General features: G+C 64.0%; 23 protein-coding genes. 20 read left to right on the forward strand and 3 right to left on the reverse strand.

Translation table 11 applies throughout. The features are described from left to right. The first annotated feature begins 25 nt into the window (after positions 1–25). The 16 genes from AB6Q56_RS03870 to AB6Q56_RS03945 all read left to right on the forward strand — a co-directional run bounded on the left by AB6Q56_RS03870 (position 26) and on the right by AB6Q56_RS03945 (position 14,567). Entirely contained in the window at positions 26–727 is a 702-nt protein-coding gene (locus AB6Q56_RS03870; RefSeq protein WP_088475541.1) for a cysteine hydrolase, read from the forward strand. 44 nt (positions 728–771) lie between these two features. Beyond that, entirely contained in the window at positions 772–1,716 is a 945-nt protein-coding gene (locus AB6Q56_RS03875) for a LysR family transcriptional regulator (protein WP_082238078.1), read from the forward strand. Then, positions 1,713–1,985: an EexN family lipoprotein gene (locus AB6Q56_RS03880; protein WP_045929718.1), complete on the forward strand. Its 273-nt coding sequence runs from the start codon at positions 1,713–1,715 to the stop codon at positions 1,983–1,985. The genes AB6Q56_RS03875 and AB6Q56_RS03880 overlap by 4 nt, the downstream gene beginning before the upstream one ends. Before the next feature lie 235 nt (positions 1,986–2,220). Continuing rightward, positions 2,221–4,227 carry a conjugal transfer protein TraG gene (locus tag AB6Q56_RS03885; protein ID WP_088475542.1) on the forward strand — a complete coding sequence of 669 codons (2,007 nt, stop codon included), beginning with the start codon at positions 2,221–2,223 and terminating at the stop codon, positions 4,225–4,227. Further along, on the forward strand, positions 4,224–4,694 hold the full coding sequence (locus AB6Q56_RS03890; protein ID WP_088475543.1) for a ribbon-helix-helix protein, CopG family: 471 nt from the start codon (positions 4,224–4,226) through the stop codon (positions 4,692–4,694). Before AB6Q56_RS03885 ends, AB6Q56_RS03890 begins: the two co-directional genes overlap by 4 nt. An 83-nt stretch (positions 4,695–4,777) precedes the next feature. Further along, positions 4,778–5,761 (forward strand): P-type conjugative transfer ATPase TrbB, encoded by a 984-nt coding sequence (gene trbB, locus AB6Q56_RS03895; RefSeq protein WP_434517124.1) that lies wholly within the window; start codon positions 4,778–4,780, stop codon positions 5,759–5,761. Next, positions 5,758–6,144 carry a TrbC/VirB2 family protein gene (locus tag AB6Q56_RS03900; protein WP_022960600.1) on the forward strand — a complete coding sequence of 129 codons (387 nt, stop codon included), beginning with the start codon at positions 5,758–5,760 and terminating at the stop codon, positions 6,142–6,144. The genes trbB and AB6Q56_RS03900 overlap by 4 nt, the downstream gene beginning before the upstream one ends. After that, positions 6,141–6,410 carry a VirB3 family type IV secretion system protein gene (locus AB6Q56_RS03905; protein ID WP_059319150.1) on the forward strand — a complete coding sequence of 90 codons (270 nt, stop codon included), beginning with the start codon at positions 6,141–6,143 and terminating at the stop codon, positions 6,408–6,410. The genes AB6Q56_RS03900 and AB6Q56_RS03905 overlap by 4 nt, the downstream gene beginning before the upstream one ends. A gap of 12 nt (positions 6,411–6,422) precedes the next feature. Then, on the forward strand, positions 6,423–8,873 hold the full coding sequence (gene trbE / locus AB6Q56_RS03910; protein WP_059319151.1) for a conjugal transfer protein TrbE: 2,451 nt from the start codon (positions 6,423–6,425) through the stop codon (positions 8,871–8,873). Continuing rightward, the gene (gene trbJ, locus AB6Q56_RS03915; protein WP_059319152.1) at positions 8,870–9,613 is read left to right on the forward strand and encodes a P-type conjugative transfer protein TrbJ; all 744 of its coding nucleotides are present in this window, start codon (positions 8,870–8,872) and stop codon (positions 9,611–9,613) included. The genes trbE and trbJ overlap by 4 nt, the downstream gene beginning before the upstream one ends. A gap of 12 nt (positions 9,614–9,625) precedes the next feature. Continuing rightward, positions 9,626–9,940 (forward strand): hypothetical protein, encoded by a 315-nt coding sequence (locus AB6Q56_RS03920; RefSeq protein ID WP_059319153.1) that lies wholly within the window; start codon positions 9,626–9,628, stop codon positions 9,938–9,940. After that, the gene (trbL, locus tag AB6Q56_RS03925) at positions 9,937–11,331 is read left to right on the forward strand and encodes a P-type conjugative transfer protein TrbL (RefSeq protein WP_059319154.1); all 1,395 of its coding nucleotides are present in this window, start codon (positions 9,937–9,939) and stop codon (positions 11,329–11,331) included. The genes AB6Q56_RS03920 and trbL overlap by 4 nt, the downstream gene beginning before the upstream one ends. 17 nt (positions 11,332–11,348) lie before the next feature. Next, positions 11,349–12,053: a conjugal transfer protein TrbF gene (gene trbF, locus AB6Q56_RS03930; protein WP_059319155.1), complete on the forward strand. Its 705-nt coding sequence runs from the start codon at positions 11,349–11,351 to the stop codon at positions 12,051–12,053. Next, complete coding sequence (gene trbG, locus AB6Q56_RS03935) at positions 12,050–13,042, forward strand: P-type conjugative transfer protein TrbG (protein ID WP_059319156.1); 993 nt, start codon at positions 12,050–12,052, stop codon at positions 13,040–13,042. Before trbF ends, trbG begins: the two co-directional genes overlap by 4 nt. Before the next feature lie 2 nt (positions 13,043–13,044). After that, entirely contained in the window at positions 13,045–14,325 is a 1,281-nt protein-coding gene (locus AB6Q56_RS03940) for a TrbI/VirB10 family protein (RefSeq protein WP_059319157.1), read from the forward strand. Then, the gene (locus AB6Q56_RS03945; RefSeq protein ID WP_011716368.1) at positions 14,322–14,567 is read left to right on the forward strand and encodes a DUF2274 domain-containing protein; all 246 of its coding nucleotides are present in this window, start codon (positions 14,322–14,324) and stop codon (positions 14,565–14,567) included. The genes AB6Q56_RS03940 and AB6Q56_RS03945 overlap by 4 nt, the downstream gene beginning before the upstream one ends. A gap of 476 nt (positions 14,568–15,043) precedes the next feature. On the opposite strand, the gene AB6Q56_RS03950 is transcribed toward AB6Q56_RS03945, so the two are convergent. Then, complete coding sequence (locus AB6Q56_RS03950; protein ID WP_434515841.1) at positions 15,044–15,553, reverse strand: TlpA family protein disulfide reductase; 510 nt, start codon at positions 15,551–15,553, stop codon at positions 15,044–15,046. A gap of 264 nt (positions 15,554–15,817) precedes the next feature. On the opposite strand from AB6Q56_RS03950, the gene AB6Q56_RS03955 reads away from it, so the two are divergent. Beyond that, on the forward strand, positions 15,818–16,951 hold the full coding sequence (locus AB6Q56_RS03955; protein ID WP_434515842.1) for a rhodanese-like domain-containing protein: 1,134 nt from the start codon (positions 15,818–15,820) through the stop codon (positions 16,949–16,951). Between the two features lie 33 nt (positions 16,952–16,984). Here the strand turns inward: AB6Q56_RS03955 and AB6Q56_RS03960 are convergent, their stop codons facing one another. Together AB6Q56_RS03960 and AB6Q56_RS03965 are read right to left on the reverse strand one after the other, a co-directional pair. Beyond that, on the reverse strand, positions 16,985–19,561 hold the full coding sequence (locus AB6Q56_RS03960; RefSeq protein WP_434515843.1) for a response regulator: 2,577 nt from the start codon (positions 19,559–19,561) through the stop codon (positions 16,985–16,987). Between the two features lie 255 nt (positions 19,562–19,816). Next, on the reverse strand, positions 19,817–20,284 hold the full coding sequence (locus AB6Q56_RS03965; protein WP_434515844.1) for a putative toxin-antitoxin system toxin component, PIN family: 468 nt from the start codon (positions 20,282–20,284) through the stop codon (positions 19,817–19,819). Positions 20,285–20,334: 50 nt separating this feature from the next. Here AB6Q56_RS03965 and AB6Q56_RS03970 point away from each other — a divergent pair, with 50 nt between their 5' ends. From AB6Q56_RS03970 to AB6Q56_RS03980, 3 genes are read left to right on the forward strand one after another with little or no spacing between them, the layout of a single operon-like run. Beyond that, the gene (locus AB6Q56_RS03970; RefSeq protein ID WP_434515845.1) at positions 20,335–21,306 is read left to right on the forward strand and encodes a tRNA dihydrouridine synthase; all 972 of its coding nucleotides are present in this window, start codon (positions 20,335–20,337) and stop codon (positions 21,304–21,306) included. Between the two features lie 10 nt (positions 21,307–21,316). Beyond that, positions 21,317–21,982 (forward strand): tRNA (guanine(46)-N(7))-methyltransferase TrmB, encoded by a 666-nt coding sequence (trmB, locus tag AB6Q56_RS03975; RefSeq protein WP_434515846.1) that lies wholly within the window; start codon positions 21,317–21,319, stop codon positions 21,980–21,982. Next, positions 21,979–22,293 carry a YkgJ family cysteine cluster protein gene (locus AB6Q56_RS03980; protein WP_434515847.1) on the forward strand — a complete coding sequence of 105 codons (315 nt, stop codon included), beginning with the start codon at positions 21,979–21,981 and terminating at the stop codon, positions 22,291–22,293. The genes trmB and AB6Q56_RS03980 overlap by 4 nt, the downstream gene beginning before the upstream one ends. Positions 22,294–22,377 lie beyond the last annotated feature (84 nt).

Below are 22,377 nucleotides of genomic sequence, written 5' to 3' on the forward strand. Positions count from 1 at the left end.
CACAGCAATGGGAGCAGATAGGGCAATGAACAGAAGAGATGTTTTGAAGGCGGCGGCTTCGGGTGTGGCTGCAATGTCTTTCGCTTCACCTGCGATTTCAGAAAGCATCGGTGGTCGGTCTTTCGATAATAAAAGGACCGCCTTGATATTCATTGAATTTCAGAACCAATGGCTGGACTCAGCCAGCCCTCTGAATGCTTTGATGCAGGACAGAGCATTATTTTCAGCTGCTGTTGAGAACTCTGCCCGTGTTCTTCGGAAAGCCCGTGAGCGACAAGCCAATGTGGTTCACGCAGGATTGTCGCTGGTTGCAGACCCGGACTACCTAATTTTTGCCGGTGGTAAAGACAAGCCTGGATTGAGGGGTGCCATTCCCACGGCAGGGACATGGCGAAGTCCAGATCAGGTCGCTTTTCCTGCCCCGTTCTCTCCGCAGACAGGAGAGTTTGTTGTTGCGGGCCGATCCGGGGCAAGCGTTATCACCAACTCGAATCTTGACCCCTATTTGCGCAACAACCGAATCGAGCACATTTACCTGCTGGGTTTTGCATTGCATGTGTGCGTCGAGTCCACCATGCGTCATGCTCATGACCTTGGTTACGACGTGACGGTGGTGAGAGATGCTGCACCTGCATTCACGGCAGAACAGCAAAGGCACGTACTTGCGCATGTCATTCATCACTTTGGCAGCAGCATTACAAGTGAAGAACTGATTGGGATGATGTGAGATGACGAGCAAGGGGGTGATCTACTGCGGCGGGAGAGCTTGAAATGGAACTACGTCATCTGCGCTGCTTCCTGGCCGTTGCCGAAGAACTCCATTTCGCCCGTGCCGCCGAGCGGCTCCACATCGAGCAGTCGCCCCTGTCGCGCACCATCAAGGAACTGGAAGAAGACCTAGGCGAACAGTTGTTCATCCGCACCAGCCGCAGCACACGACTGACACGGGCGGGCAAGCTGTTTCTGGAGCATGTGCCGCGCATCTTCACGGCCTTGCAGCAAGCCCGCGACAGCGTGCAGGCAGCGGCCAACGGCTTTCATGGGCAATTGCGCATTGCCCTGTCCGACGGCATCACGCCGTCGCGCCTGCCGACCTTGCTGGCGCTATGTCGCCAGGAGGAGCCCGAAATCGAGATCCGTCTGTTCGAGGTGCCGCTGTCTCAGCAGATCAAAGGGCTGCATGACGACTTGTACGACGTGGGATTTTCGCAGTCCGACGAGGTGGGCGAAGGCATCACGGCAGAAGCGGTCTGGAGTGATGTATTAATGGTGGCGGTGCCTGCGCGTCACCCGCTGCTCAGGCACAAACGTATCCCGCTGGAAGACGTGCTGCGCCATCCTCTGGTGCTGTGCGATCCGCAGGTTTGCGAGGGCTATACACGCCAGGTGGATCGCGTGCTGCGGCGCATGGACATGGAGCCGCTGATCGCCGAACGGGTGACGTCGTTCGACCTGATGATGGCGCTAGTCGCGGCGGGCTTCGCCCTAGGCTTGGCCGGAGCGCCGCATATCGCAAGTAGCCGTGAGTCCGGTGTGGTTGCCCGTCCGCTGGCGGGCCGCTCTCCCATGCTGACCACTTATGTGCTGCACCGGGAAGGTGAATCCTCGGACTCGCTGGCGCGCTTCATCGAACGGGTTCAGTCAATCGAATCACCAGAAGGCCGTAGATCCACACCAACTGTTGAATCTGACCCCCAGGAGAAAGTCGAGCCATGACCATGAAGCTGATCTTCCCGGTCCTGTTGGGTGCCTCGCTCACGGCCTGCGGCCCGTCCGAGCCGCCGAAGCAGCAAGCCAATGTGCCGACCGTGGACGAACTGGCCGCCGATCCCGATCGTTTGAAGGAACTGCGCCGCCAGTGCAAGACCGAGCGTCCGGCAATGGGCGACGTGCTGTGTAACCGGGTGGCCGAAGCGACGAACAAGCGCTTCTTCGGCGACGGCAAGGTGCCTTACACGCCATCGGAAACACCCCCAAAGTTCTGACCGTTGGCGGCTTGCCGCATATCCTTATTTTCTTTCTCGACACGCCGCAGTGCGCTCACGCCTGCGGCGTTTTTATTGGCTTCGTCCCTGCATGGAGCGATGTTTTTCGCATCACCTTGCTGCCGATAACGGTCTTTGACCGGCACTGAACCGGCACCGATCCTGACGCCTGCGGCACGCCTTTGTGCCGCGTTTTCCACGGGGAATCAGCGCAGGAGAAATCGGAGGCCAAGGTATGCAGGCTCAGGGTGTGTTGTTCGGGCAGATCGCCGCCGTGTTCGGCATCGTGATTGCCGGTGTGTGGGGTGCCACGCAATGGACAGCCGCTGCATTGGGCTACCAGCTACGCCTGGGCTCGCCCTGGTTCGACTTCCACGGCACGCCGGTCTATTACCCGTGGAAGCTGTTCGAGTGGTGGTTCTTCTTCGACGCCTACGCGCCGCAGGTGTTCGACACCGGCGGCATGATCGCGGCAAGCAGCGGCCTGCTGGCCGTGGCGCTCGCCATCGCCATGTCGGTGTGGCGCTCGCGCCAGGCGCGCAAGGTGACGACCTATGGCTCGGCCCGCTGGGCCGATGCTGCCGACATTCGCAAGGCCGGGCTGACGCAGCCTGCTGGCGTCTTTCTCGGTCAGCATGACGGCCATTACCTGCGCCACGAAGGGCCGGAACACGTCCTGACCTTCGCGCCGACGCGATCGGGTAAAGGCGTGGGCCTGGTGGTGCCGACGCTGCTGTCCTGGCCGGCATCCGCCGTCATCCACGACATCAAGGGCGAGAACTGGCAGATCACCGCTGGCTGGCGCTCGCGCTTCTCGCACTGCCTGCTGTTTAACCCGACTGATGCCAGTTCGGCGGCCTACAACCCGCTGCTGGAGGTTCGGCGCGGCGCGCATGAAGTGCGCGACGTGCAGAACATCGCCGACATCCTGGTCGATCCCGAAGGTGCGCTGGAGAAGCGCAATCACTGGGAGAAGACCAGTCACGCGCTGCTGGTCGGCGCGATCCTGCATGTGCTCTACGCGGGCGAAGACAAGACGCTACGCGGTGTCGCCAATTTTCTGTCCGATCCGGCCAGTCCGTTCGAACTGACCTTGCACCGGATGATGACGACCAAACACCTGGGTGATGCCCAGCATCCCGTCGTTGCATCTGCTGCCCGCGAAGTGCTCAACAAAAGCGACAACGAGCGCTCGGGCGTGCTGTCCACCGCCATGTCGTTCCTGGGGCTGTACCGCGACCCCACGGTGGCTGAAGTCACCTCGCGCTGCGACTGGCGCATCGCTGACCTGATCGCGGCAGAGCATCCCGTCTCGCTGTATCTGGTGGTGCCGCCGTCGGACATTTCGCGCACCAAGCCGCTGATCCGTTTGATTCTCAACCAGATCGGCCGGCGGCTCACCGAATCGCTGGATGGCAGTGACGGCATCCAACGCCGCCACAAGCTGCTGCTGATGCTCGACGAATTCCCGGCGCTGGGGCGGCTGGACTTCTTCGAGACAGCGCTGGCCTTCATGGCGGGTTACGGTATCCGCAGCTTTCTGATCGCGCAGTCACTCAACCAGATCGACAAAGCCTACGGGCAGAACCATTCGATTTTGGACAACTGCCATGTCCGGGTGACCTTCGCCACCAACGACGAAAGGACGGCGAAAAGGATCTCGGAAACCCTCGGCACGGCTACTGAGTTGCGCGCTCAGCGCAACTACGCGGGCCACCGGCTTGCACCGTGGCTGGGGCACCTGATGGTGTCGCGCCAAGAAACCGCACGGCCACTGCTGACGCCGGGCGAAGTCATGCAACTGCCGCCCGACGAATCGGTGGTCATGGTGTCCAGCGTCGCACCGATCAAGGCGAAGAAGCTGCGCTATTTCGCCGACGCCAATTTCAAGCAACGGGTAATTCCGCCGCCTGCGGTGGCGGCAGGCCGCTATGCCGATGTGCCGCCTGCACGACCTGACGACTGGAGCGGTCTGGCAATACCTGCGGTTCCTGCGGCACCGGCCACGGCATCCAGCGATGACCTGGAGACCTTGGGCTCGACCGACGACGGCGGCCCACGCCGCCAGCCCGAACTGTCCGAAGCCATCGTCTATGCCCCCGAGATGGATGCGCCAGCTAGCGACCTGTCGCTTCTCGATGACGAAGAAATGCCCCCGGTGCTTCCCGGCCAGCTCGACCCCGCCCTGCAACGCACGGCGCGACTGGCTTCTCTCGACCCCAATGACGGAATCGACTTATGAGCCAATACCGATTGAACCTGTTCATCCAGCACGAGCACGCCAAGCGCCTGGACGAGCTGGCCGCCAAGAAAGGCGTGTCCAAGTCGTCGATCGTCGCGGCGGCGCTGGCGTCCTGGCTGTCGCCGGACGCGGGCGACCAGCGCGAGGCCGCCATTGCCAAGCGGCTGGATCGCCTGTCGCGGCAGGCCGAGCGCCTGGAGCGTGACCAGAACATCCAGATAGAAACGCTGGCGCTGTTCGTCCGCTACTACCTGACCGTCAGCACGCCGGTGCCGGAGGCCCATCAGGATGCGGCCCGCGCCCAGGGCAAGGCGCGTTTCGAGCAGTTCGTCGAACAGTTGAGCCGCCACCTGCTGCGTGGCCGCAGCCTAGTGCGCGACGTGGTGGAAGAACTGCATCCCGACCCGATGCGGATGGATGACGTAGAGGCACAGGCCCATGAACGTGCTGCGGAGCGTGCCTCATGAGCGCCGTTCCACAAATCCCACCAGAACCGCGCTCATCCGTTGCAGCGTCCCAGGATCGCCGCATCCAGATGCTGCGCACGGCGATGGGGCCGGTGATCGCCGCCGCATTGGAAGACCCGGACGTGGTGGAAGTGATGCTCAACCCCGACCGGACATTGTGGGTGGATCGGCTGTCCTCTGGACGTGCACCGCTCGGAGTCGAACTGCCCGAGGCGGATGGCGAACGCATCATCCGCCTAGTCGCCGCCCATGTCGGTGCTGAGGTGCATCGCGGCCAGCCACTGCTGACCGCCGAGCTACCGGAGACCGGTGAACGCTTTGAGGGCATCTTGCCGCCAGCCGCGCCTGGCCCAGCTTTCGCGCTGCGCAAGCGTGCCGTGAGCATCATCGGCCTGGATCGCTATGTGGCCGACGGCATCCTGACCGCCGGGCAGGCAGAGTTCCTGCGCCATGCCGTGCGCGAGCGGCACAACATCCTGATCGCCGGAGGCACCAGCACCGGCAAGACCACGCTGGCCAATGCCTTGCTGGCCGAGATCGCCGCCACCGGCGACCGCGTGCTGGTGCTCGAAGACACCATCGAACTGCAATGCGCGGCCCGTGACCATGTGCCGCTGCGTACCCGTGCGGGCGTGGTGTCGATGCAGGAGTTGGTGCGCGCCACGATGCGGCTACGCCCGGATCGCGTGATCGTCGGCGAAGTGCGCGGCGGCGAAGCGCTGGATCTGGTGAAGGTCTGGGGCACGGGCCACCCCGGTGGCATCGCCACCATTCATGCCGGCTCCGCCTTGGGCGCGCTGCTGCGCCTGGAGCAACTGATCCTCGAAGTGGCGGTGAATCCGCCTCGTGCCCTGATCGCCGAGGCGGTCAATGTGGTGATCCACATCGCAGGCCGTGGCCGCAAGCGCCACGTCGAAACCATTTCTCGCGTCGTCGGTTTCGACGGCGCGGGCTACCGCCTGGCGGATGCGCTGGAAGCGCCGCTTCCCGAGCTGTCGCCGGTTCCTCTTGCAGCCGCTGTCGCTGCGCCTTCCTCGACCCCTGAACAACCTGGAGAACTGCCATGACGCACGTTGATGCTTTCCGTCTTTCTGTAAATCCGCTTTCCCCGCTGCCCATGCTGGCGCGGCTGCACCGCCTGGCCCGACCCGCAGGACAAGGGTTGCTGCTCGCGGTGTTGATGCTGTTGCTGGCGGGGACGGCGCAGGCCGCCGGTTCCTCAATGCCGTGGGAAGGCCCGCTGCAATCCATCCTCGAATCCATCCAGGGGCCGGTGGCCCGCATCGTCGCAGTGATCATCATCATCGCCACCGGCCTGGCACTGGCCTTCGGCGATACCAGTGGCGGTTTCCGCAAGCTGATCCAGATCGTCTTCGGCCTGTCCATCGCCTTCGCGGCTTCGAGCTTCTTCCTGTCGTTCTTTAGCTTCTCCGGCGGGGCCGTCGTATGAGCACGGCCACCGATCTTCCGGGCTTTGAAGTGCCGCTGCATCGCTCGCTGACCGAGCCGATCCTGCTGGGCGGTGCGCCGCGCACCGTGGCAATCGCCAACGGCACGCTGGCCGCCGCCGTTGGGCTGGGCCTTCAACTCTGGGTTCCCGGCGTGGTGCTCTGGATCGTCGGCCACTCGCTGGCGGTCTGGGGTGCGCGCGTCGATCCGCAGTTCATGGCCGTGTTCGCCCGGCACATCAAGCACAAGCCGCTGCTGGACGCATAGGGAGAAGCCGACATGCTGAACCTTGCCGAATACCGCCAGCGGCCCGCGCTGCTGGCCGACTGGTTGCCCTGGGCCGGGCTGATCGCGCCGGGCGTGGTACTCAATAAGGATGGTTCGTTCCAGCGCACGGCACGCTTTCGTGGGCCGGATCTGGACAGCGCCACGCAAGGCGAGCTGATCGCCACGTCGGCGCGGCTGAACAACGCGCTGCGCCGACTGGGATCGGGCTGGGTCTTGTTCGTCGAGGCCGAGCGCCGCCCGGCAGCCGGCTATCCACGTTCCGACTTCCCTGAGCCGTTGTCCTGGCTGGTGGAGGAAGAACGCCGCGCGGCTTTCGAGGAATCCGGCCACCACTACCAGAGCGGCTATCACCTCACGCTGGCTTATCTGCCACCAGAAGAATCCCGCGCCCGTGCCGCAAAGATGCTCTATGAGAACGCGCCCGGTGATGGCGTGGACTGGCGCGGCCGACTCGATGCCTTCGTGGCGGAAACTGATCGCGTGCTCGACCTGCTCGACGGCGTGATGCCGGAAATTGCCTGGCTGGATGACAGCCAGACACTGAGCTACCTGCACGCCACGGTGTCCACGCGGCGCTACCGCGTCGGTGTGCCCGACGTGCCGTTCCATATCGACGCACTGTTGGCCGACTCCGCCCTGGTCGGTGGCCTCGCACCGATGCTGGGCGACCAGCACCTGCGTGTGGTGTCGGTGCGCGGCTTCCCGACTTCCACCTGGCCGGGCTTACTGGACGACCTCAACCGCCTGGGCTTTGGCTACCGCTGGTCAACCCGGTTCCTGTGCCTCGACAAAGCCGAGGCAGAAAAAGAACTGGGTCGCCTGCGCCGCCAGTGGTTTGCGAAACGGAAGAACGTCGTCGCGCTGTTGCGCGAAACGATCTTCCAGCAGGAAAGCCCGCTGGTCGATACCGACGCCAACAACAAGGCCGCCGATGCCGATGCCGCCTTGCAGGAGTTGGGAAGCGATCAAGTCGCCTTTGGCTACCTGACGGCCACCGTCACCGTCATGGATGCCGATGCTGCCGTGGCCGACGAGAAGCTGCGCATGGTGGAGCGCGTGATTCAGGGCCGGGGCTTCGTCACCATCCCTGAAACCTTGAACGCGGTGGATGCCTGGTTGTCGTCCATCCCTGGCAACGCCTACGCCAACGTGCGTCAGCCCATCGTCTCGACGCTGAATCTGGCGCACATGATGCCGCTGTCCGCCGTGTGGGCCGGGCCGGAGAAGAACGCGCATCTGGATGGCCCACCGCTGATCGTCACCCGCACCGATGGCGCAACGCCGTTCCGGCTGGTGACGCATATCGGCGACGTGGGCCACACGCTGGTCGCCGGGCCGACCGGCATGGGCAAATCGGTCTTGCTCGCCACGCTGGCGATGCAGTTCCGCCGCTATCCCGGTTCGCGCATTTTCGCCTTCGACATGGGGCGCTCGATGCGCGCCACCATCCTGGGACTGGGCGGCGAGCACTACGACCTGGGCAACGGCGGGGCGATTGCTTTCCAGCCATTGGCCCGCATTGACCAGGAGGGCTACCGCACCTGGGCCGCCGAATGGGTGGAAGGCCGCTTGCTGCACGAAGGCGTGACCATCGGCCCGGACGAGAAGGCAGCGATCTGGTCGGCACTCGGCAGCCTCGTCGGTGCGCCGGTCGAGCAGCGCACACTGACGGGCCTGTCGGTGCTGTTGCAATCGAACGCACTGCGCCAGGCGCTCGCGCCCTATGTGCTGGGTGGTGCCCACGGCAAGCTGCTGGATGCCGATGCCGACCGCCTGGGTTCCGGCAGTGTGCAGTGCTTCGAGATGGAAGAACTCATGCACAGCAAGGCGGCGGTGCTGGCCGTGCTGGGCTACCTGTTCGCCCGTTTCGATGAGCGCTTCGACGGCGCGCCCACGCTGCTGATCCTCGATGAAGCCTGGTTGTTCCTCGATGACCCGGTGTTCGCCGCCCGCATCCGCCAGTGGCTCAAGACGCTGCGCAAGAAGAATGTCAGCGTCATCTTCGCCACGCAGTCGCTGGCCGACATCAAGGATTCGAGCATTGCCCCGGCGGTGATCGAAAGCTGCGCCAGTCGGATTTTTCTCCCTAACCCACAGGCGACCGAGCCGCAGATCCGCACGATCTACGAGGGCTTCGGCCTCAACAGCCGGCAAATCGAAATCATCGCCACCGCGCAACCCAAGCGCGACTACTACTACCAATCGCGCCTCGGGAACCGCCTGTTCGACCTCGACCTGGGGCCAGCCACGCTGGCCTTTGCCGGGGCTTCCACCCCGCAAGACCAACGTGACATGGATCGCGTGCTGCTGGACGCCGGCACACCGGGCTTCGCCGGTGCCTGGTTGCGCCATCGCGGCCTCGATTGGGCTGCCGACCTGTTGCCGTCCGCACCGGCGGCAGCGTCCTTCCTCGCTTCTCAACCCCTGGAGGTTTCACCATGAAGACCCAACCCCGTTTGCTGTCCATCTCGCTCGCTGCCGTGCTGTCGGTATCGCTGCTGGCCTCACAGCCGGCGTCCGCGCTGACGGTGTTCGACCCGTCCAACTTCGTGCAGAACACGCTGACCGCCGTGCGCACGCTGGAGCAGATCAACAACCAGATCAACCAACTCCAGAACGAAGCGCAGATGCTGATGAACCAGGCGCGCAATCTGGCGAATCTGGACTTCAACATCGTCAATCGCCTGCGTTCGACGCTGGCGACCACCGAACGCCTGATCGCCGAGGCGCGTGGCCTGGCCTACGACGTGCAGAGCATGGATGCCACCTTCGCCCGGCTGTACCCGGAGCAGTATGCCGCGACCGTCAGCGGCGACCAGATGCTGCGCGATGCGCAGGAGCGCTGGAAGAACACGCTGAACGGCCTGCACACCGCGATGCGGATGCAGGCGCAGGTGTCGCAGAACCTGGCGCAAGACGAAAGCGCGCTGTCCGATCTGGTCAGCCAGAGTCAGTCCGCCACCGGCGCGCTGCAAGCCATGCAGGCAACCAACCAGCTTCTGGCCTTGCAGGCCAAGCAGTCCATCCAGGCGCAGCAACTCCAGATCACGCAGGAGCGCGCCGCCGCGCTGGAACTGGCACGCCAAGCGGCGGCTGTCGAACGCGGCCGTGAAGTGACGCGCCGCTTCCTGGGTGGTGGCACGCCCTACACGCCGCAGCGCGTGGATTTCTACGGCAACTGACGGGAGACGGCCATGCGATGCGTTTCCTTGCTGCTTCCCGTGCTGCTGGTCGCTTGCAGCCAGCAGCCGACCGAAGACCTGGCCGCTGCCCTGGCCGCCGATCCCGTGCGGCTCAAGGCTTTGCGTGCGCAGTGTGCCGCCGACCGAGCTACGGCAGGCGAAGACGCTTGCCTGGCAGCGGCTGAAGCTTTCCGGCGGCGCTTCTTCGCTGGTGAAACCGGGCCTGACGAGTTCCGCACGCTGGCCGATCTGCCGCCGATCCCACCGAGCTTTGATGCCCCCGCCAGTGACCAGGACGCCATGCCCTTCGAGGGGGACGTGCCATGAATGACGTGACAGTGATCGACCGTTTTCTCGCTACCTTCTCGCGCTACATCGACTCGGGCTTTGGGCTGCTGCAGGGCGAAGTCGCGTTCCTCACCGCCACGCTGATCGTCATCGACATGACGATTGCCGGGCTTTACTGGGCGATGAGCCACGCCACCGGCCAGGGCGATGATGTGATCGCCAAGCTGCTGCGCAAGGTGCTTTACGTCGGTGCCTTCGCGTACATCATCAACAACTTCAACTGGCTGGCCAGCATCGTCTTCCGTTCGTTCGCTGGCCTGGGTCTGACGGCCAGCGGCTCGACGATGAGCATGAGCGAGTTCCTGCAACCGGGCCGCCTGGCCAAGACCGGCATCGACGCGGCCGCGCCGATCCTTGAGCAGATCAGCGACATGGCGGGCTTCCCCGAAGTGTTCGTGAACATGACGCCCATCGTGGTCATGTTCCTGGCCTGGGCGGTAGTGATCCTGTGCTTCTTCGTGTTGGCGATCCAGCTTTTCATCACGCTGATCGAGTTCAAGCTGACCACGCTCGCGGGCTTCGTACTGGTGCCGTTCGCGCTGTGGAACAAGACCAGCTTCCTCGCCGAGAAAGTGCTGGGCAACGTGGTGTCTTCGGGCATCAAGGTGCTGGTGCTGGCCGTCATCGTCGGCATCGGCTCAGGTCTGTTCGCCGAGTTCCAAGTACATCCTGCCGAACCCTCCATCGACCATGCGGTGGTCATCATGCTGGCCTCACTCACGCTGCTGGCGTTGGGGATCTTCGGCCCTGGCATTGCCACCGGCCTGGTATCCGGTGCACCGCAGTTGGGGGCCGGGGCGATGGCCGGGGCCGCTGTGGGTGCCGCAGGCGCGGCGGTGGCCGTAGGTGCCGCCGCCACTGGCGTGGGCGGTGCGGTGATGGCTGGGGCGCGCATGGCACCGGCTGCCGCCAAGCTCGCCGGGGCAGGCGCGCGGGCCGCGACCTCGGCGGCTGGCAGCGCGAAGTCGGCTTTCCAGGCCGGTTCTGCTGCTGCGGGCGGCGGAGCCAAAGGAGCGATGGCAGGGCTGGGCAGTGTCGCCAAGGGCGGCGCACAGGCGGCAGGCCAACGCGCCGGTGCAGGAATCAAAGCGGCGGCGGCCAAGGCGGCCGCGCCATTCAAAGCAGGCTGGCAAGGCTCTGGCGCAGATGGCGGCTCAGGCGATGGCAGTGCCAGTTCCGGGCAGGCCACCACAGGCGATGGCGCGGGCGACACGGCCAATGCGCGGAAGCAGGAACAACCCGGCTGGGCCAAGCGCCTGCAACGCCGCCAACGACTCACCCAGGCCACCACCACGGCCGCGCACACGCTGCGCGGTGGCGACGGCGGCGGTTCGGGCCAAGGCCCGAGCCTGCGGGATTCCGATAGCTGACTTTCAAGGAGAACTCCATGCGATTCAAACGACCGCAGGTGCGCTACGCCGACACGCCGCAGCCTGCCACCCCGTATCAAGCCGCTGCCCAGGTGTGGGACGAGCGCATAGGCTCGGCCCGCGTACAGGCCAAGAACTGGCGGCTGATGGCCTTCGGCTGCCTGGTGCTCGCGCTGCTGATGGCCGGTGGCCTGGTGTGGCGCTCGGCCCAGTCCATCGTCACGCCCTATGTCATCGAGGTGGATCAGTCCGGCCAGGTGCGCACCGTGGGCGAAGCGGCCACGCCGTACCGGCCCACCGATGCGCAGACGGCGCACCACATCGCGCGCTTCGTGACGCTGGTGCGCTCGCTGTCCATCGATCCCATCGTCGTGCGCCAGAACTGGCTCGATGCCTACGACTACACCACCGATCGGGGCGCGGCGGTGCTCAACGACTACGCGCGGGTGAATGACCCCTTCGCCCGCATCGGCAAGGAGTCGGTGACGGTGCAGATCACCAGTGTGGTTCGCGCCAGCGATGCGTCGTTCAACGTGCGCTGGACGGAACGCCGTTACGTCAATGGCGCGGCTGACGGGCTGGAGAGATGGACGGCGGTGGTGTCCATCGTGCAGCAGACCCCGCGCACCGAAGAACGCCTGCGCCGCAACCCGCTGGGCATCTACGTCAATGGCCTGTCGTGGAGCCGTGAACTGGATTCTTCTGAAGGAGTAAAGCCATGAGTGTGCCTTTCCGTTTTTACGCTTTGCCGTTGATCTTGCTGGGCCTTGCGGGCTGCGCCACACAGGGCAAACCGCCGCCGGTGATCTCGCTCGATGAGCCGGTGCAGGCTAAGCCATTGCCTGAGCCGCCCAAGCCCATCGAAGTGGTGGCAGTGCCCGAACCTTTGGCGCTGCCAGCACAGTTGAAGCCGCTGCCGGACATTGATTCGGCCCCGATCACGGCGGAGCCTGCTGACGAGAAGGTGCGCGTCTCCCGCGCCAACGCGGAGGCGCGCATCGCACCGACCCGCGAGGGCTACGTCAATGCGATCCAGGTCTGGCCCTTCACCGATGGCGCGCTGTACCAGGTCTATGCGTCCGTGGGCCGCGTGACAGTGATCGCGCTCCAGCCCGGCGAGGAACTGGTGACGGTCGCTGCCGGCGATACCGTGCGCTGGATCGTGGGTGACACCTCCAGCGGCAGCGGTGCCGAGCTGCGCGTCAATGTGCTGGTCAAACCTATCCGTTCCGGCTTGAAGACCAATCTGGTCATCACCACCAGCCGCCGCACCTATCTGCTGGAACTGACTTCGACTGACAAGGCATGGATGGCCTCGGTGTCCTGGGACTACCCCAAGGATCGGATGCTGGCCTTGCAGCGCCAGGCCCAAGCCGCCAACGCTGCCGCGCCGGTTGATGCGGGTCTGTCGCTGGAGAACATCCGCTTTCGCTATGCAATCAGCGGCAGCAATCCGCCGTGGAAACCGCTGCGTGCCTTCGATGATGGCGAGAAGGTCTATATCCAGTTCCCGGCAGGCATCGCCCAGGGTGAGCTGCCGCCGCTGTTCGTCATCGGCGCGCAGGGGGATGGGCAATTGGTGAACTATCGCTTCCGCTCGCCGTACTACATCGTGGATCGGCTGTTCGGCGCGGCCGAACTGCGCCTGGGGGCCGACAAGGGCGATGTGGTGCGCATCGAGCGCACGGATGGCATCACCGGGAGGAACTGAGCATGAGCCAGGACGACATTCCCGACCTTGCCGCGCCGCAGGTGGACAAGGTGGCACCCGAGGCGGTGGCACTGCGTGCCCAACCACGCCCGGTCACGCGCCTGAACCGGCGCACGCTGGCCATCCTCGCGGGCGGCCTGTCGGTCGCCGTGCTTGGGGCCACGATCTGGTCGCTGCAACCGCATCGGCGCGGTACGGGCGAGCAAACCGAGCTTTACAACGTCGATCGCGTCTCGAAGTCCGAAGGGCTGGATGCGCTACCGACGGACTACTCGAAGCTGCCGCCAGCCTTGCCGCACGATGTACCCGAGCTGGGGCCGCCGCTGCCGGGCGACCTCGGCCCGGTCATCGTGAAGTCGCAGCAGCCGGTGACAGCCGCCTACGCGGCTCCCGGCCACGACCCGAACGATGCGCTGCGCAAGGAAGCCGAAGCTGCCGCAGCATCGTCCGTGTTCTTCCGCTCGGGTGCGCAGGCGGCCGCGCCGGTCGCGCAGTCGCAGGCCGCCACCGCGCCGGGCTTCGCCGCCAATGCGGCGTTCGACCCGATGGCCGCCGGGCCGGCCTCGACGGCGGCCCAGCCTGCCGATCCGACCGCCGTGCAGAACCGGCAAGACCAGAAGGAGGCTTTCCTGAAAGGCGGCTCTACGGAAACCCGCAATTCCGGCAACCTGACCCTGCCGGCTTCGCCGTATCAGGTCATGGCCGGAACGGTGGTTGCCGGAGCGCTGGTGACGGGCATCAAGTCGGACTTGCCCGGCGACGTGATCGCCACTGTGACAGAGCCGGTCTATGACACGGCCACCGGGCGTTTCCTGCTGATCCCGCAGGGTTCGCGCATCCTGGGCAAATACAACAGCCAGGTCAGTTACGGGCAGAGCCGCGTTCAAGTCGTCTGGAATCGGATCATTCTGCCGGACACGTCTTCGTTGACGCTCGACAATCTGGCCGGCGCAGATCCGGCCGGCTATGCCGGCCTGGAAGACGATGTGGACTACCACTGGGGCCGCATCTTTGCCGGTGCGGCGCTGACGACCCTGCTGGGCGTCGGCGCCGAACTGGCCGCGCCGGAGAATCGACAAGATGGCGATCGCGTCATCATCGCCGGGCGTGACAGTTTGCAGGACACGGTGAATCAAATCGGCCAGGAAGTGACCCGGCGCAACCTCAACATCCAGCCCACCTTGACCCAACGGCCCGGCCTGCCGGTGCGGATCATCGTCAACCGCGACTTGGTGTTGCGGCCGTACCAGCCGCTGTTCTTCAATCGGGGGACTTCACGATGAGCACAACCAAGAAGCTGCGGCTGGGGCCGCTGCCCAAGACCGAAAGCGTCAAGCTCACCTTTGCCTGCCCGGCCAGTCTTAAAACCGACCTCGACCGCTACGCCGCGCTGCACGCGCAGGCGTATGGCGAGGCAGTCGATGCGGCGACGCTGATCCCGCACATGCTGGAAGCGTTCATGGCGGGGGATCGGGGATTCAGAAAAGGAGGGGCAGGCAAGGCCGCCCCGCCGAAGCCGAGTTGACGATGCGGACGCCTCTACCATCCGCCCACGATGAAAGCGCAGCCCAAGGGCTGCGCTTTCGCTTTGAGCGGTGGCTTGCGATAGGCCGGGCTATGATGGCGGTGCGACCTTGCCCGCTCCGCCGCTCCTAGGCTTGCTACCGCGAAGCGCCTATGCGGCACCTAGCTCAAAACGCGGTAAGAGCACACCGAGGCCGAAATCTGGCCTAACCTATTGCCCCACAAGACCTTTCGTACCGTTGCATGTCCGCACTAACGACTTGACAGCGGACATTTTTTATGGCGGTAATTGTGGGCGGCAATCGCCAATCCTGGATTCCGGGCTTGCCGCCGTTGAGCCGGAAGGGTGTGAAAGTCGCGACTTGGAAGCGCTAACAACATGATCCTGGCGTTGTTGTGCTTCCTTGCCGCACGCGCAGTACTGTCTGCGTCGGCACGCCTAGCCAGGACCGCCGCGCTTCATTTTGTTACCGCTGCTTACAGCTTTAGCTTGAAAAGCTTGCCGATAGCCTCGACAGCCTCGCGGCTGTCCCATTCGTGGGCACCGTAATACTTGCCGAGCACCTTGCCGTCGGCATCGACCAGAACGGTCAGCGGCAGGCGGTTGGCGCCGAGCATGTTTTCCAGCGGCCAGGGCTTGTCGTCGATGAACATCGGGAACGACGTGCCCGATTTTTGCAGGAAGGTCTTGGCGTTTTGCGGGTAGTCGTCTGTTGAAATGCCCATCACGGTGAACTGTTTGGCGTAGCGCTTCGCCAGCCGGTCGAGCGATCCCATCTCGGCACGGCATGGCCCGCACCAGCTGGCCCAGACATTGACGATCAAAGGCTTGCCCCGGAAGTCGGAAAACTTCTTTGTGGGGCCATTCAAGCCCTGCATGGGTAGGTCGCGCAGCATGCTGCCGACTTCCACCTCGCCAGGGGGCCTGGCATATGCCGGGGAAAACAGAGCCAGGGCGGCGACGAGGAGGGGGATAAGGCGCTTCATGGAAATCCAGCAACGAACGGTTGCCGGATTGTAGTGGATTCCTTCGGCCATGCCCTACCGCTCGTGATTCGGATTTCGTCGCCGGCAATATTTGAACCAAGCTTGATCTAGGTCATATCCATTGCCAAACAGCAATATTCTTAAGCGCTAATATTTTGGTGTGTGTTTCGTGTCTGCGGGGGCATGAATCCAACTGATGGGACAGGCCAACTGGCTTGAACTCGCGGCCTGTCCTGATTTTGCGATGTGGAACAGGGGGATGATATGAAACTACGTCTGACAGTGATGTGTGCGACGTTGCTGGCGGCTTTGTCGGGCATGCCGGGCGAAGTGTTGATTGTCGGCGCGCGTGCGGCGGAGAGCGTAGCGGTTGAAGCCAGGGCTGGGTGGTACAGCCAGCTGGTCGATGCCGAGTTTGTCGCGAAATACGCCGTCCTGCCCAAACCCGAGGGAGTACAGATCATCGATTCGCGGCCTGCGGCACGGAAGTTCGACCCGGGGCACATACCGACCGCCATGAATCTGCACGATGGCGATTTCGACAAGCTGGCCGATCAGCTTCCCGGCGACAAGAACACCTTGCTTATTTTCTACTGCGAGGGATACGAGTGCATGCTCAGCCATAACTCGGCCTTCAGGGCGGAAAAGCTCGGCTATACCAACATCAGGGTCTATGCCGCCGGCTACCCGGAGTGGGTCAAGTCAGGGCGCATGGTTGCGGTATCGGTTCCCTTCCTCAAGAAAAAGCTGGACGAAGGTTCGCCGCTGACCCTGATCGACTCCAGACCCAAGGAGCGTAAATACGACAAGGGACATATCCCGGGGGCGATCAGCCTGCCAGACAGCGATTTCGACAAGCTGATCGACCGCCTGCCGGCCGACAGGAACAGCCCCCTGTATTTCTATTGCGAAGGCCTGAACTGCAAATTGAGTTCCGATTCAGCGGAAAAAGCCGTCAAGCTCGGTTACAAGCAGGTCAAGGTGGTTCCGGAAGGCTATCCGCTGTGGGCCAGGCTGTACGGACCGGGGCCGGGCACTTCGGCATCGCCGAAAGTAGTTATCCAGACGACCGCCGATCAGGATGCGATCGCCATCGCCTCCTTTGAAAAAATCCTGAAGGAATCAGCCGGCGCCGTTCTACTGGTCGATGTCCGTGATCCGGCTGAATACGCCAAGGGGACGTTCAAGGGCGCGATCAATATGCCTGTCGCAGAGGTTGAAAAACGGGCAGCTGAACTGCCCACAGACCGCCCCGTGATTTTCTTCTGTTCGGCCGGTGGCCGCAGCGGGGATGCACTCGATAAGGCGCGCAAGGCTAAACCGGGGATTACTGCCTATTTTCTCGATGCCAATGTGAAGTGGACGCCGGATGGCGGCCACGCCATAACGCCCAACTGACCGTTTGACGGGGGGCTGTTGAGGGGGCGAAACTCAGGATTTTCGCCCCTCCAGCCACTTCAGGAGCGTAACGAATAGCCGGTTTGGCTCGACAGGTTTGCCGACGAAATCGTTCATGCCCGCTTGCAGGCATTTGTTGCGGTCTTCGGAGGTTGTGCTGGCGGTCATGGCGATGATCGGGACATCGCCGTAACCGCCGATCGCCCGAATTTTCCCGGTGGCCTGCAGACCATCCAGGACGGGCATCTGTATATCCATGAGGATCAGGTCGAAATGCCGTGCCTCCGCCAGTATGACGGCGGCTTCTCCATTGTCGGCAACGGTCACGGCCATGCCGGCCTCGCTGAGGAATTCGTTGATGATGCTCTGGTTGATCGGTTCATCCTCAACAAGCAGAACCTTGGTGCCGCCGTATTCCCAGCGCAAGCGAAGGTCGGGCCGGGCATCCGGCGTGGCGGGGGCGGGCGGTGAGGGGGAAAAGAGCGGGGTGATCGCTTTTTGCAGGATGGCTTTGTTGATCGGCTTGACCAGCACGTCGGCAAAACCGGCGGCTCGTGCCGACATGGCGATACTGCTGTCCCCCGAAGCGGTTACCAGGATGCACGCCGGAGCGTGTTTCAGGTTCAACTTCTGAATGGCGGCCAGGGTATCCATGCCGCTCTGGTCGGGCATCAGCAGGTCGAGCAGAAGGACGGAAAACGGGTCGTTTTCGGCATCCGCCTGCGCGATGGCCGCGATGGCCTCCTTGCCCGAGGCAACGGCTTGAGGGCTAAGGCCGATCTGGGTAAGGAGGTGGGTGTGCACCATCTGCGTGATTTGCAGATCGTCGGCCACCAGCGCACGTCGCCCGGCCAGTTCGGGTTCGAGTGGTAGCAGCTCCTGATGTGCCTTGCCCAGGCGGGCCGTCATCCAGAAGGTGCTGCCTTTGCCCGGTGTGCTGATGGCGCCCGTCTCGCCACCCATCAGGCCGGCAAGGTGACGGGTAATCGCCAGGCCCAGGCCCGTTCCGCGAAACCGCCTGTGTGTCGCGGCGCCTGGCTGTTCAAAAGCGTTGAAGAGCCAGGGCATGGCTTCGGCCGGAATGCCGCAGCCGGTGTCCTGGACTTCGAAGCGGACCAGCAGCGTGCTGTCCGCTTCGTCCGCCAGCTTGCCGCGCAGCACGATCGAGCCCTTGTCGGTGTACTGGACGGCATTGCCGAGATAATTGAGCAGGGCCTGCCCCAGTCGCGTGACATCCCCATGCAGGACGGGGGGCAGGTCGCCGATATCGACGACCAGTTCAAGCCCCTTGGCCTGGGCGCGTTTGACGACTGCATTACAGATGTGCTGCAGCATCTCTTCCGGCGAAAAATTGGCCGATTCCAGCTCCAGCTTGCCGGCCTCGATTTTCGACAGATCGAGAATGTCGTTGATCACCGCCAGCAAATGGTCGGCCGCGCCGGCAATACGCGACAGCTTTTCGGACTGCGTCGGTGTGATCCGGTCGCGGCGTAGCAGGTGCGTGAGGCCGATGATGGCGTTCATCGGTGTCCGGATTTCGTGGCTCATGCTGGCCAGAAATTCGCTTTTGGCTTGGTTCGCGGCCTCTGCCTGCGCGATCTGGGCTGCCAGACGCAGGTTGAGATGGTTTGTTTCTTGGGTACGCCGTCTGGTGAGCAGGATCATGGCCAGCAGGGCGCCGGAGAAAATCAGCCAACTGATGGCGTACAGCGTTGCCTTTTGTCGCCAGGGCGTCAGGAAGTCTTCGGGGGATAGTCCGATATTCAGGGTCAGCGGCAATTCGTCCAGCTTGCGGAGGTGATGTATGCGTTCGATTTCGTCGGTCGGTGAAACGGCCACGTACGACCCGCGCTGCTTGCCCTGTATCCCGTCCACCGGGATTTCAACGGATGCCGGCGTTTCTCCGGCCGGTTCGTCGGTGTCGGGAATGCGGGCGACCAGAAGGTTGTTGTCGGAGAGCAGGGCAATCGACCCACGCTTTCCAATATTCGCGCCGCTCAGCATGCTCTTGAAAACCTCGGCGCGAACGGCGGTTTGCGCGAGACCGGCAAACCGGCCGTCAGGGTGGTTGATGCGCCGACTAAAGGTCATGACCCGCAGATCGGAGAAGCGGGAAAGAATGGGCTCGGAAATGACCATGGGTAGCTTCCGGGCGTTTTTCTGGATCTGGAAGTACGCCCGGTCGCCGATGTTGAAGCTGGGGATCGTCTCGTCGTTTCCCGCACTGAACAGCACGGCGCCTTGTGCGTCGATGATGCGCAGGCTGTTGGCCTGGCTTTCCTCGAGCACCGCTTCCCGCCTCAGCAGATCGCGGTTCCCCTCGCTTCGCGTTAGCCGGGCGTTGCCGGTAACGACCGGCGTGTAGTCGTTTACCGTTTCGCGCAGGACGATGTCGATCTTCCTGACGCTGGTGGTCAGCTGTTTCTCCAGCAGGCTGGCCTGATTTTCGGCAATGGCCAGGGTGTTTGCATGGGCTTGCCGGTAGGATTGCCACAGGTCGTATCCGAGCAGTGCGGCAAGCGCCAGGGCCAATCCAAGGGCAATCAGCCTCGGGCTGGATGGCAAGTATTTGCGCGACGTAGGCGGCGACGGTTGGCGTGTCGTTTCCATGGCGGCTGAGGGCGTCTCGCCGACCAGTCATCCCTGCATGGGGCGACGGCTGTTCAACGCTGAATATGTGATTGGGTTAGCACGATAACATATGTCGTGAGGGTGGATGCCTGATATTCGGGGCGCCAGAGAGTGAGTTCGCCATGTCGGGAAATAGGCGGTGCATTGGCCGAAAGGGCAGGTGCGATTGGCAGGCAGGCGGCTTGGGTGTGCGAAAAAAACGGAGCTTTCAAGCCCGGGCTTCACCGGTGGTGATCAAGCTGGCAGGGTATGTTGCGGATTGCCGGGTGGTACGCTGCCGGCGAGCTCGCCGATACGTTTTGAGGCAGCGGCCGGGCCGATGATCTGGAAGCCGAGTTTGGTACGACCGCGCAGCTTGAGCAGGGCCTTGTCCTTGCTGACCAGGATGTCGGCATTGCAGCGCGCCGACAGTTCGAGGAACTTCTGGTCGTCGCGATCCTTGCAGCGCGGCAAGGGCGGCGCTTCGCCCTCGGGAATCACCTCTACCAGGCCGCTGTAGCGGGCATAGCGTTCGGTGATCATCTCCGGTGTCAGCTTCAGTTGCGGGTAGGTCAGTACCCGCTGAAGTTCGTCGAGCGTGCGCGCGTCGGCGAAGCAGGCGATGTGGCCGGCCTCGAGGGCGGCCATGATCGGCACCGCATCCACATTGGCCCAGTGGAAGAGGTCGAGGACGACATTGGTGTCTAAGACGATACGCAGCATGGGGTGGATTATAATCGCCGCCTTTTCAAGCGCTTGCCGAAAGTTCGTCGATGTCCCGCATTCTTCTCGCCCCGATGGAAGGTCTGGCCGATCCGCTCATGCGGAACGTGCTCACGGCCGTTGGTGGCTACGATTGGGGCATCTGCGAATTCATCCGCGTTACCGAGAGCGTGCTGCCCAATCGCACCTTCCTGCGTACCTGCCCCGAATTGCACCACGGCAGCCTGACCGACTCCGGCACACCGATGCGCGTCCAGCTGCTCGGTTCCGATCCGCATTTCATGGCGGCCAATGCCCGGCGCCTGGTCAAGCACCGGCCGGCCGGCGTCGATATCAATTTCGGCTGCCCGGCACCTACCGTTTTCCGGCATCGCGGTGGGTCGGCGCTGCTTGGCGAGCCGCAACTGCTGCACGACATCGTCAGCGCCGTGCGGGCGATGGTGCCGGCCGACATCCCCTTCACCGCCAAAATGCGCCTTGGCATCGCCGACAGCAGCCTGGCCGTCGATTGCGCCCAGGCCATCGAGGCCGGCGGCGTCGACGAACTGATCGTGCATGGCCGCACCAAGGTCGACGGCTACAAGCCGCCGGCCCGCTGGGCGCAGATCGACCGCGTCCGCGCGGCGGTCAATATTCCGATCATCGCCAACGGCGAAGTGTGGACGGTGGCCGATTTTCGCCAGTGCCAGATGGAATCGGGCTGTGCCGACGTGATGATCGGCCGAGGCGCGCTGGCCGACCCGCTGCTTCCGCGCAAGGTGCGCGGCGAGGAAACCGGCGGCTGGGAAGAACTCGTGCCCTCGGTCGCCACCTACTGGCGCGGCGTGCGCGAGCGGGTGCTGCCGGTGCATGCCGGCGGCCGCCTCAAGCAGTGGCTGCTGCTGCTGCGCCGCCATTACCCGCAAGCGGAGGCGCTCTACCAGCAGCTGCGCCCGGTCAAGGCCGCCGAGGATATCGACCGCATGCTGATCGAGGCCGGCATCCTCGACGCCATGCCCGACAAGCTCCTGCTCGCCGCCTGAGGCCAGGGCCATGGAAGGCAACTCACGCTTCATCAGCAGTGCCCAGAGCGGCCCGCACGACGATCTCGACGCGCTGCTCCGCCGCCATCTGGCGCACCCCTTCCGCAAGCCCATCCTCGACTACAACCGCGACGCCTTCGCCCAGGCCATGGCCGCCCGCGCCGCCTGGAACCCCGCCGCGCCGCTCATTCTCGATGCCGGTTGCGGTGTCGGCTGGAGCACCCTGCGCATCGCCGAGGCCTTCCCCGATCACTTCGTGCTCGGCGTCGACCAGTCCAGCGACCGCATCGGTCGCGGCAAACCCATGGAACTGCCGGCCAATGCGCTGCTCGTCCGTGCCGATCTGGTCGATTTCTGGCGCCTGCTCGCTGAGCACGGCGTTCGTCTGGCGCGCCACTACAACCTCTATCCTAACCCCTGGCCGAAAATCGGCCATCTCGCCCGCCGCTGGCACGGGCACGCCGTGTTTCCCGTATGGCGGCAGCTTGGCGGCGAACTCGAATGCCGCAGCAACTGGCGCATCTACATCGAGGAAATGGCGCAGGCCCTGACCCTGCTCAGCGGCCGGCCGGTGGCTGCCGAACCTTGGCACACCGACGACCCGATCACGCCCTTCGAAAAGAAATACCTGGCCTCGGGCCACGAGCTCTGGCGCTGCCGGGTGAGCCTGCCGTGAGCGTCTGCCAGAGCTGCGGCGCCTGCTGCGCCAGCTTCCGCGTCGATTTCCACCCGGCCGAACTGGCCGGCGGCACCTTCGCTTGGGGCGAGGGCGTGCCCAAGGCCCTGACCGTACCCGTCACCGCCAGCATCGTCCGCATGCGCGGCACCGACGATTCGCCCCCACGCTGCATCGCGCTCGCCGGCGAAGTCGGCGTCGCGGTCAGTTGCACCCTCTACGACGCCCGGCCGTCACCGTGCCGGGAATTCGATGTCGAGCACGCCGCCTGCAACCGGGCGCGGCAGCGTTGCGGGTTGCCGCCGCTGTAGGTCAAGCATTGATTTGCTGCGGCAAGGCTGCAATTTGAGACGGGAACCAGTGCTTGTCGGGGGGCGGAGCGATCAGGGGGGCAA

This window comes from Dechloromonas sp. ARDL1, from assembly GCF_051122455.1.
Lineage (GTDB): Bacteria > Pseudomonadota > Gammaproteobacteria > Burkholderiales > Rhodocyclaceae > Azonexus.

Bases quoted from the DNA above. Each gene is read 5' to 3' on its own strand.
- trbG (WP_059319156.1), top strand. From the start codon at position 12,050: ATGAGTGTGCCTTTCCGTTTTTACGCTTTGCCGTTGATCTTGCTGGGC.
- AB6Q56_RS03870 (WP_088475541.1), top strand. From the start codon at position 26: ATGAACAGAAGAGATGTTTTGAAGGCGGCGGCTTCGGGTGTGGCTGCA.
- AB6Q56_RS03890 (WP_088475543.1), top strand. From the start codon at position 4,224: ATGAGCCAATACCGATTGAACCTGTTCATCCAGCACGAGCACGCCAAG.
- AB6Q56_RS03940 (WP_059319157.1), top strand. From the start codon at position 13,045: ATGAGCCAGGACGACATTCCCGACCTTGCCGCGCCGCAGGTGGACAAG.
- trmB (WP_434515846.1), top strand. From the start codon at position 21,317: ATGGAAGGCAACTCACGCTTCATCAGCAGTGCCCAGAGCGGCCCGCAC.
- trbL (WP_059319154.1), top strand. From the start codon at position 9,937: ATGAATGACGTGACAGTGATCGACCGTTTTCTCGCTACCTTCTCGCGC.
- AB6Q56_RS03945 (WP_011716368.1), top strand. From the start codon at position 14,322: ATGAGCACAACCAAGAAGCTGCGGCTGGGGCCGCTGCCCAAGACCGAA.
- AB6Q56_RS03960 (WP_434515843.1), bottom strand. From the start codon at position 19,561: ATGGAAACGACACGCCAACCGTCGCCGCCTACGTCGCGCAAATACTTG.
- AB6Q56_RS03955 (WP_434515842.1), top strand. From the start codon at position 15,818: ATGAAACTACGTCTGACAGTGATGTGTGCGACGTTGCTGGCGGCTTTG.
- trbE (WP_059319151.1), top strand. From the start codon at position 6,423: ATGCTGAACCTTGCCGAATACCGCCAGCGGCCCGCGCTGCTGGCCGAC.
- trbF (WP_059319155.1), top strand. From the start codon at position 11,349: ATGCGATTCAAACGACCGCAGGTGCGCTACGCCGACACGCCGCAGCCT.
- AB6Q56_RS03965 (WP_434515844.1), bottom strand. From the start codon at position 20,284: ATGCTGCGTATCGTCTTAGACACCAATGTCGTCCTCGACCTCTTCCAC.
- AB6Q56_RS03885 (WP_088475542.1), top strand. From the start codon at position 2,221: ATGCAGGCTCAGGGTGTGTTGTTCGGGCAGATCGCCGCCGTGTTCGGC.
- AB6Q56_RS03920 (WP_059319153.1), top strand. From the start codon at position 9,626: ATGCGATGCGTTTCCTTGCTGCTTCCCGTGCTGCTGGTCGCTTGCAGC.
- AB6Q56_RS03970 (WP_434515845.1), top strand. From the start codon at position 20,335: ATGTCCCGCATTCTTCTCGCCCCGATGGAAGGTCTGGCCGATCCGCTC.
- AB6Q56_RS03950 (WP_434515841.1), bottom strand. From the start codon at position 15,553: ATGAAGCGCCTTATCCCCCTCCTCGTCGCCGCCCTGGCTCTGTTTTCC.
- AB6Q56_RS03900 (WP_022960600.1), top strand. From the start codon at position 5,758: ATGACGCACGTTGATGCTTTCCGTCTTTCTGTAAATCCGCTTTCCCCG.
- AB6Q56_RS03875 (WP_082238078.1), top strand. From the start codon at position 772: ATGGAACTACGTCATCTGCGCTGCTTCCTGGCCGTTGCCGAAGAACTC.
- AB6Q56_RS03880 (WP_045929718.1), top strand. From the start codon at position 1,713: ATGACCATGAAGCTGATCTTCCCGGTCCTGTTGGGTGCCTCGCTCACG.
- trbB (WP_434517124.1), top strand. From the start codon at position 4,778: ATGGGGCCGGTGATCGCCGCCGCATTGGAAGACCCGGACGTGGTGGAA.
- trbJ (WP_059319152.1), top strand. From the start codon at position 8,870: ATGAAGACCCAACCCCGTTTGCTGTCCATCTCGCTCGCTGCCGTGCTG.
- AB6Q56_RS03905 (WP_059319150.1), top strand. From the start codon at position 6,141: ATGAGCACGGCCACCGATCTTCCGGGCTTTGAAGTGCCGCTGCATCGC.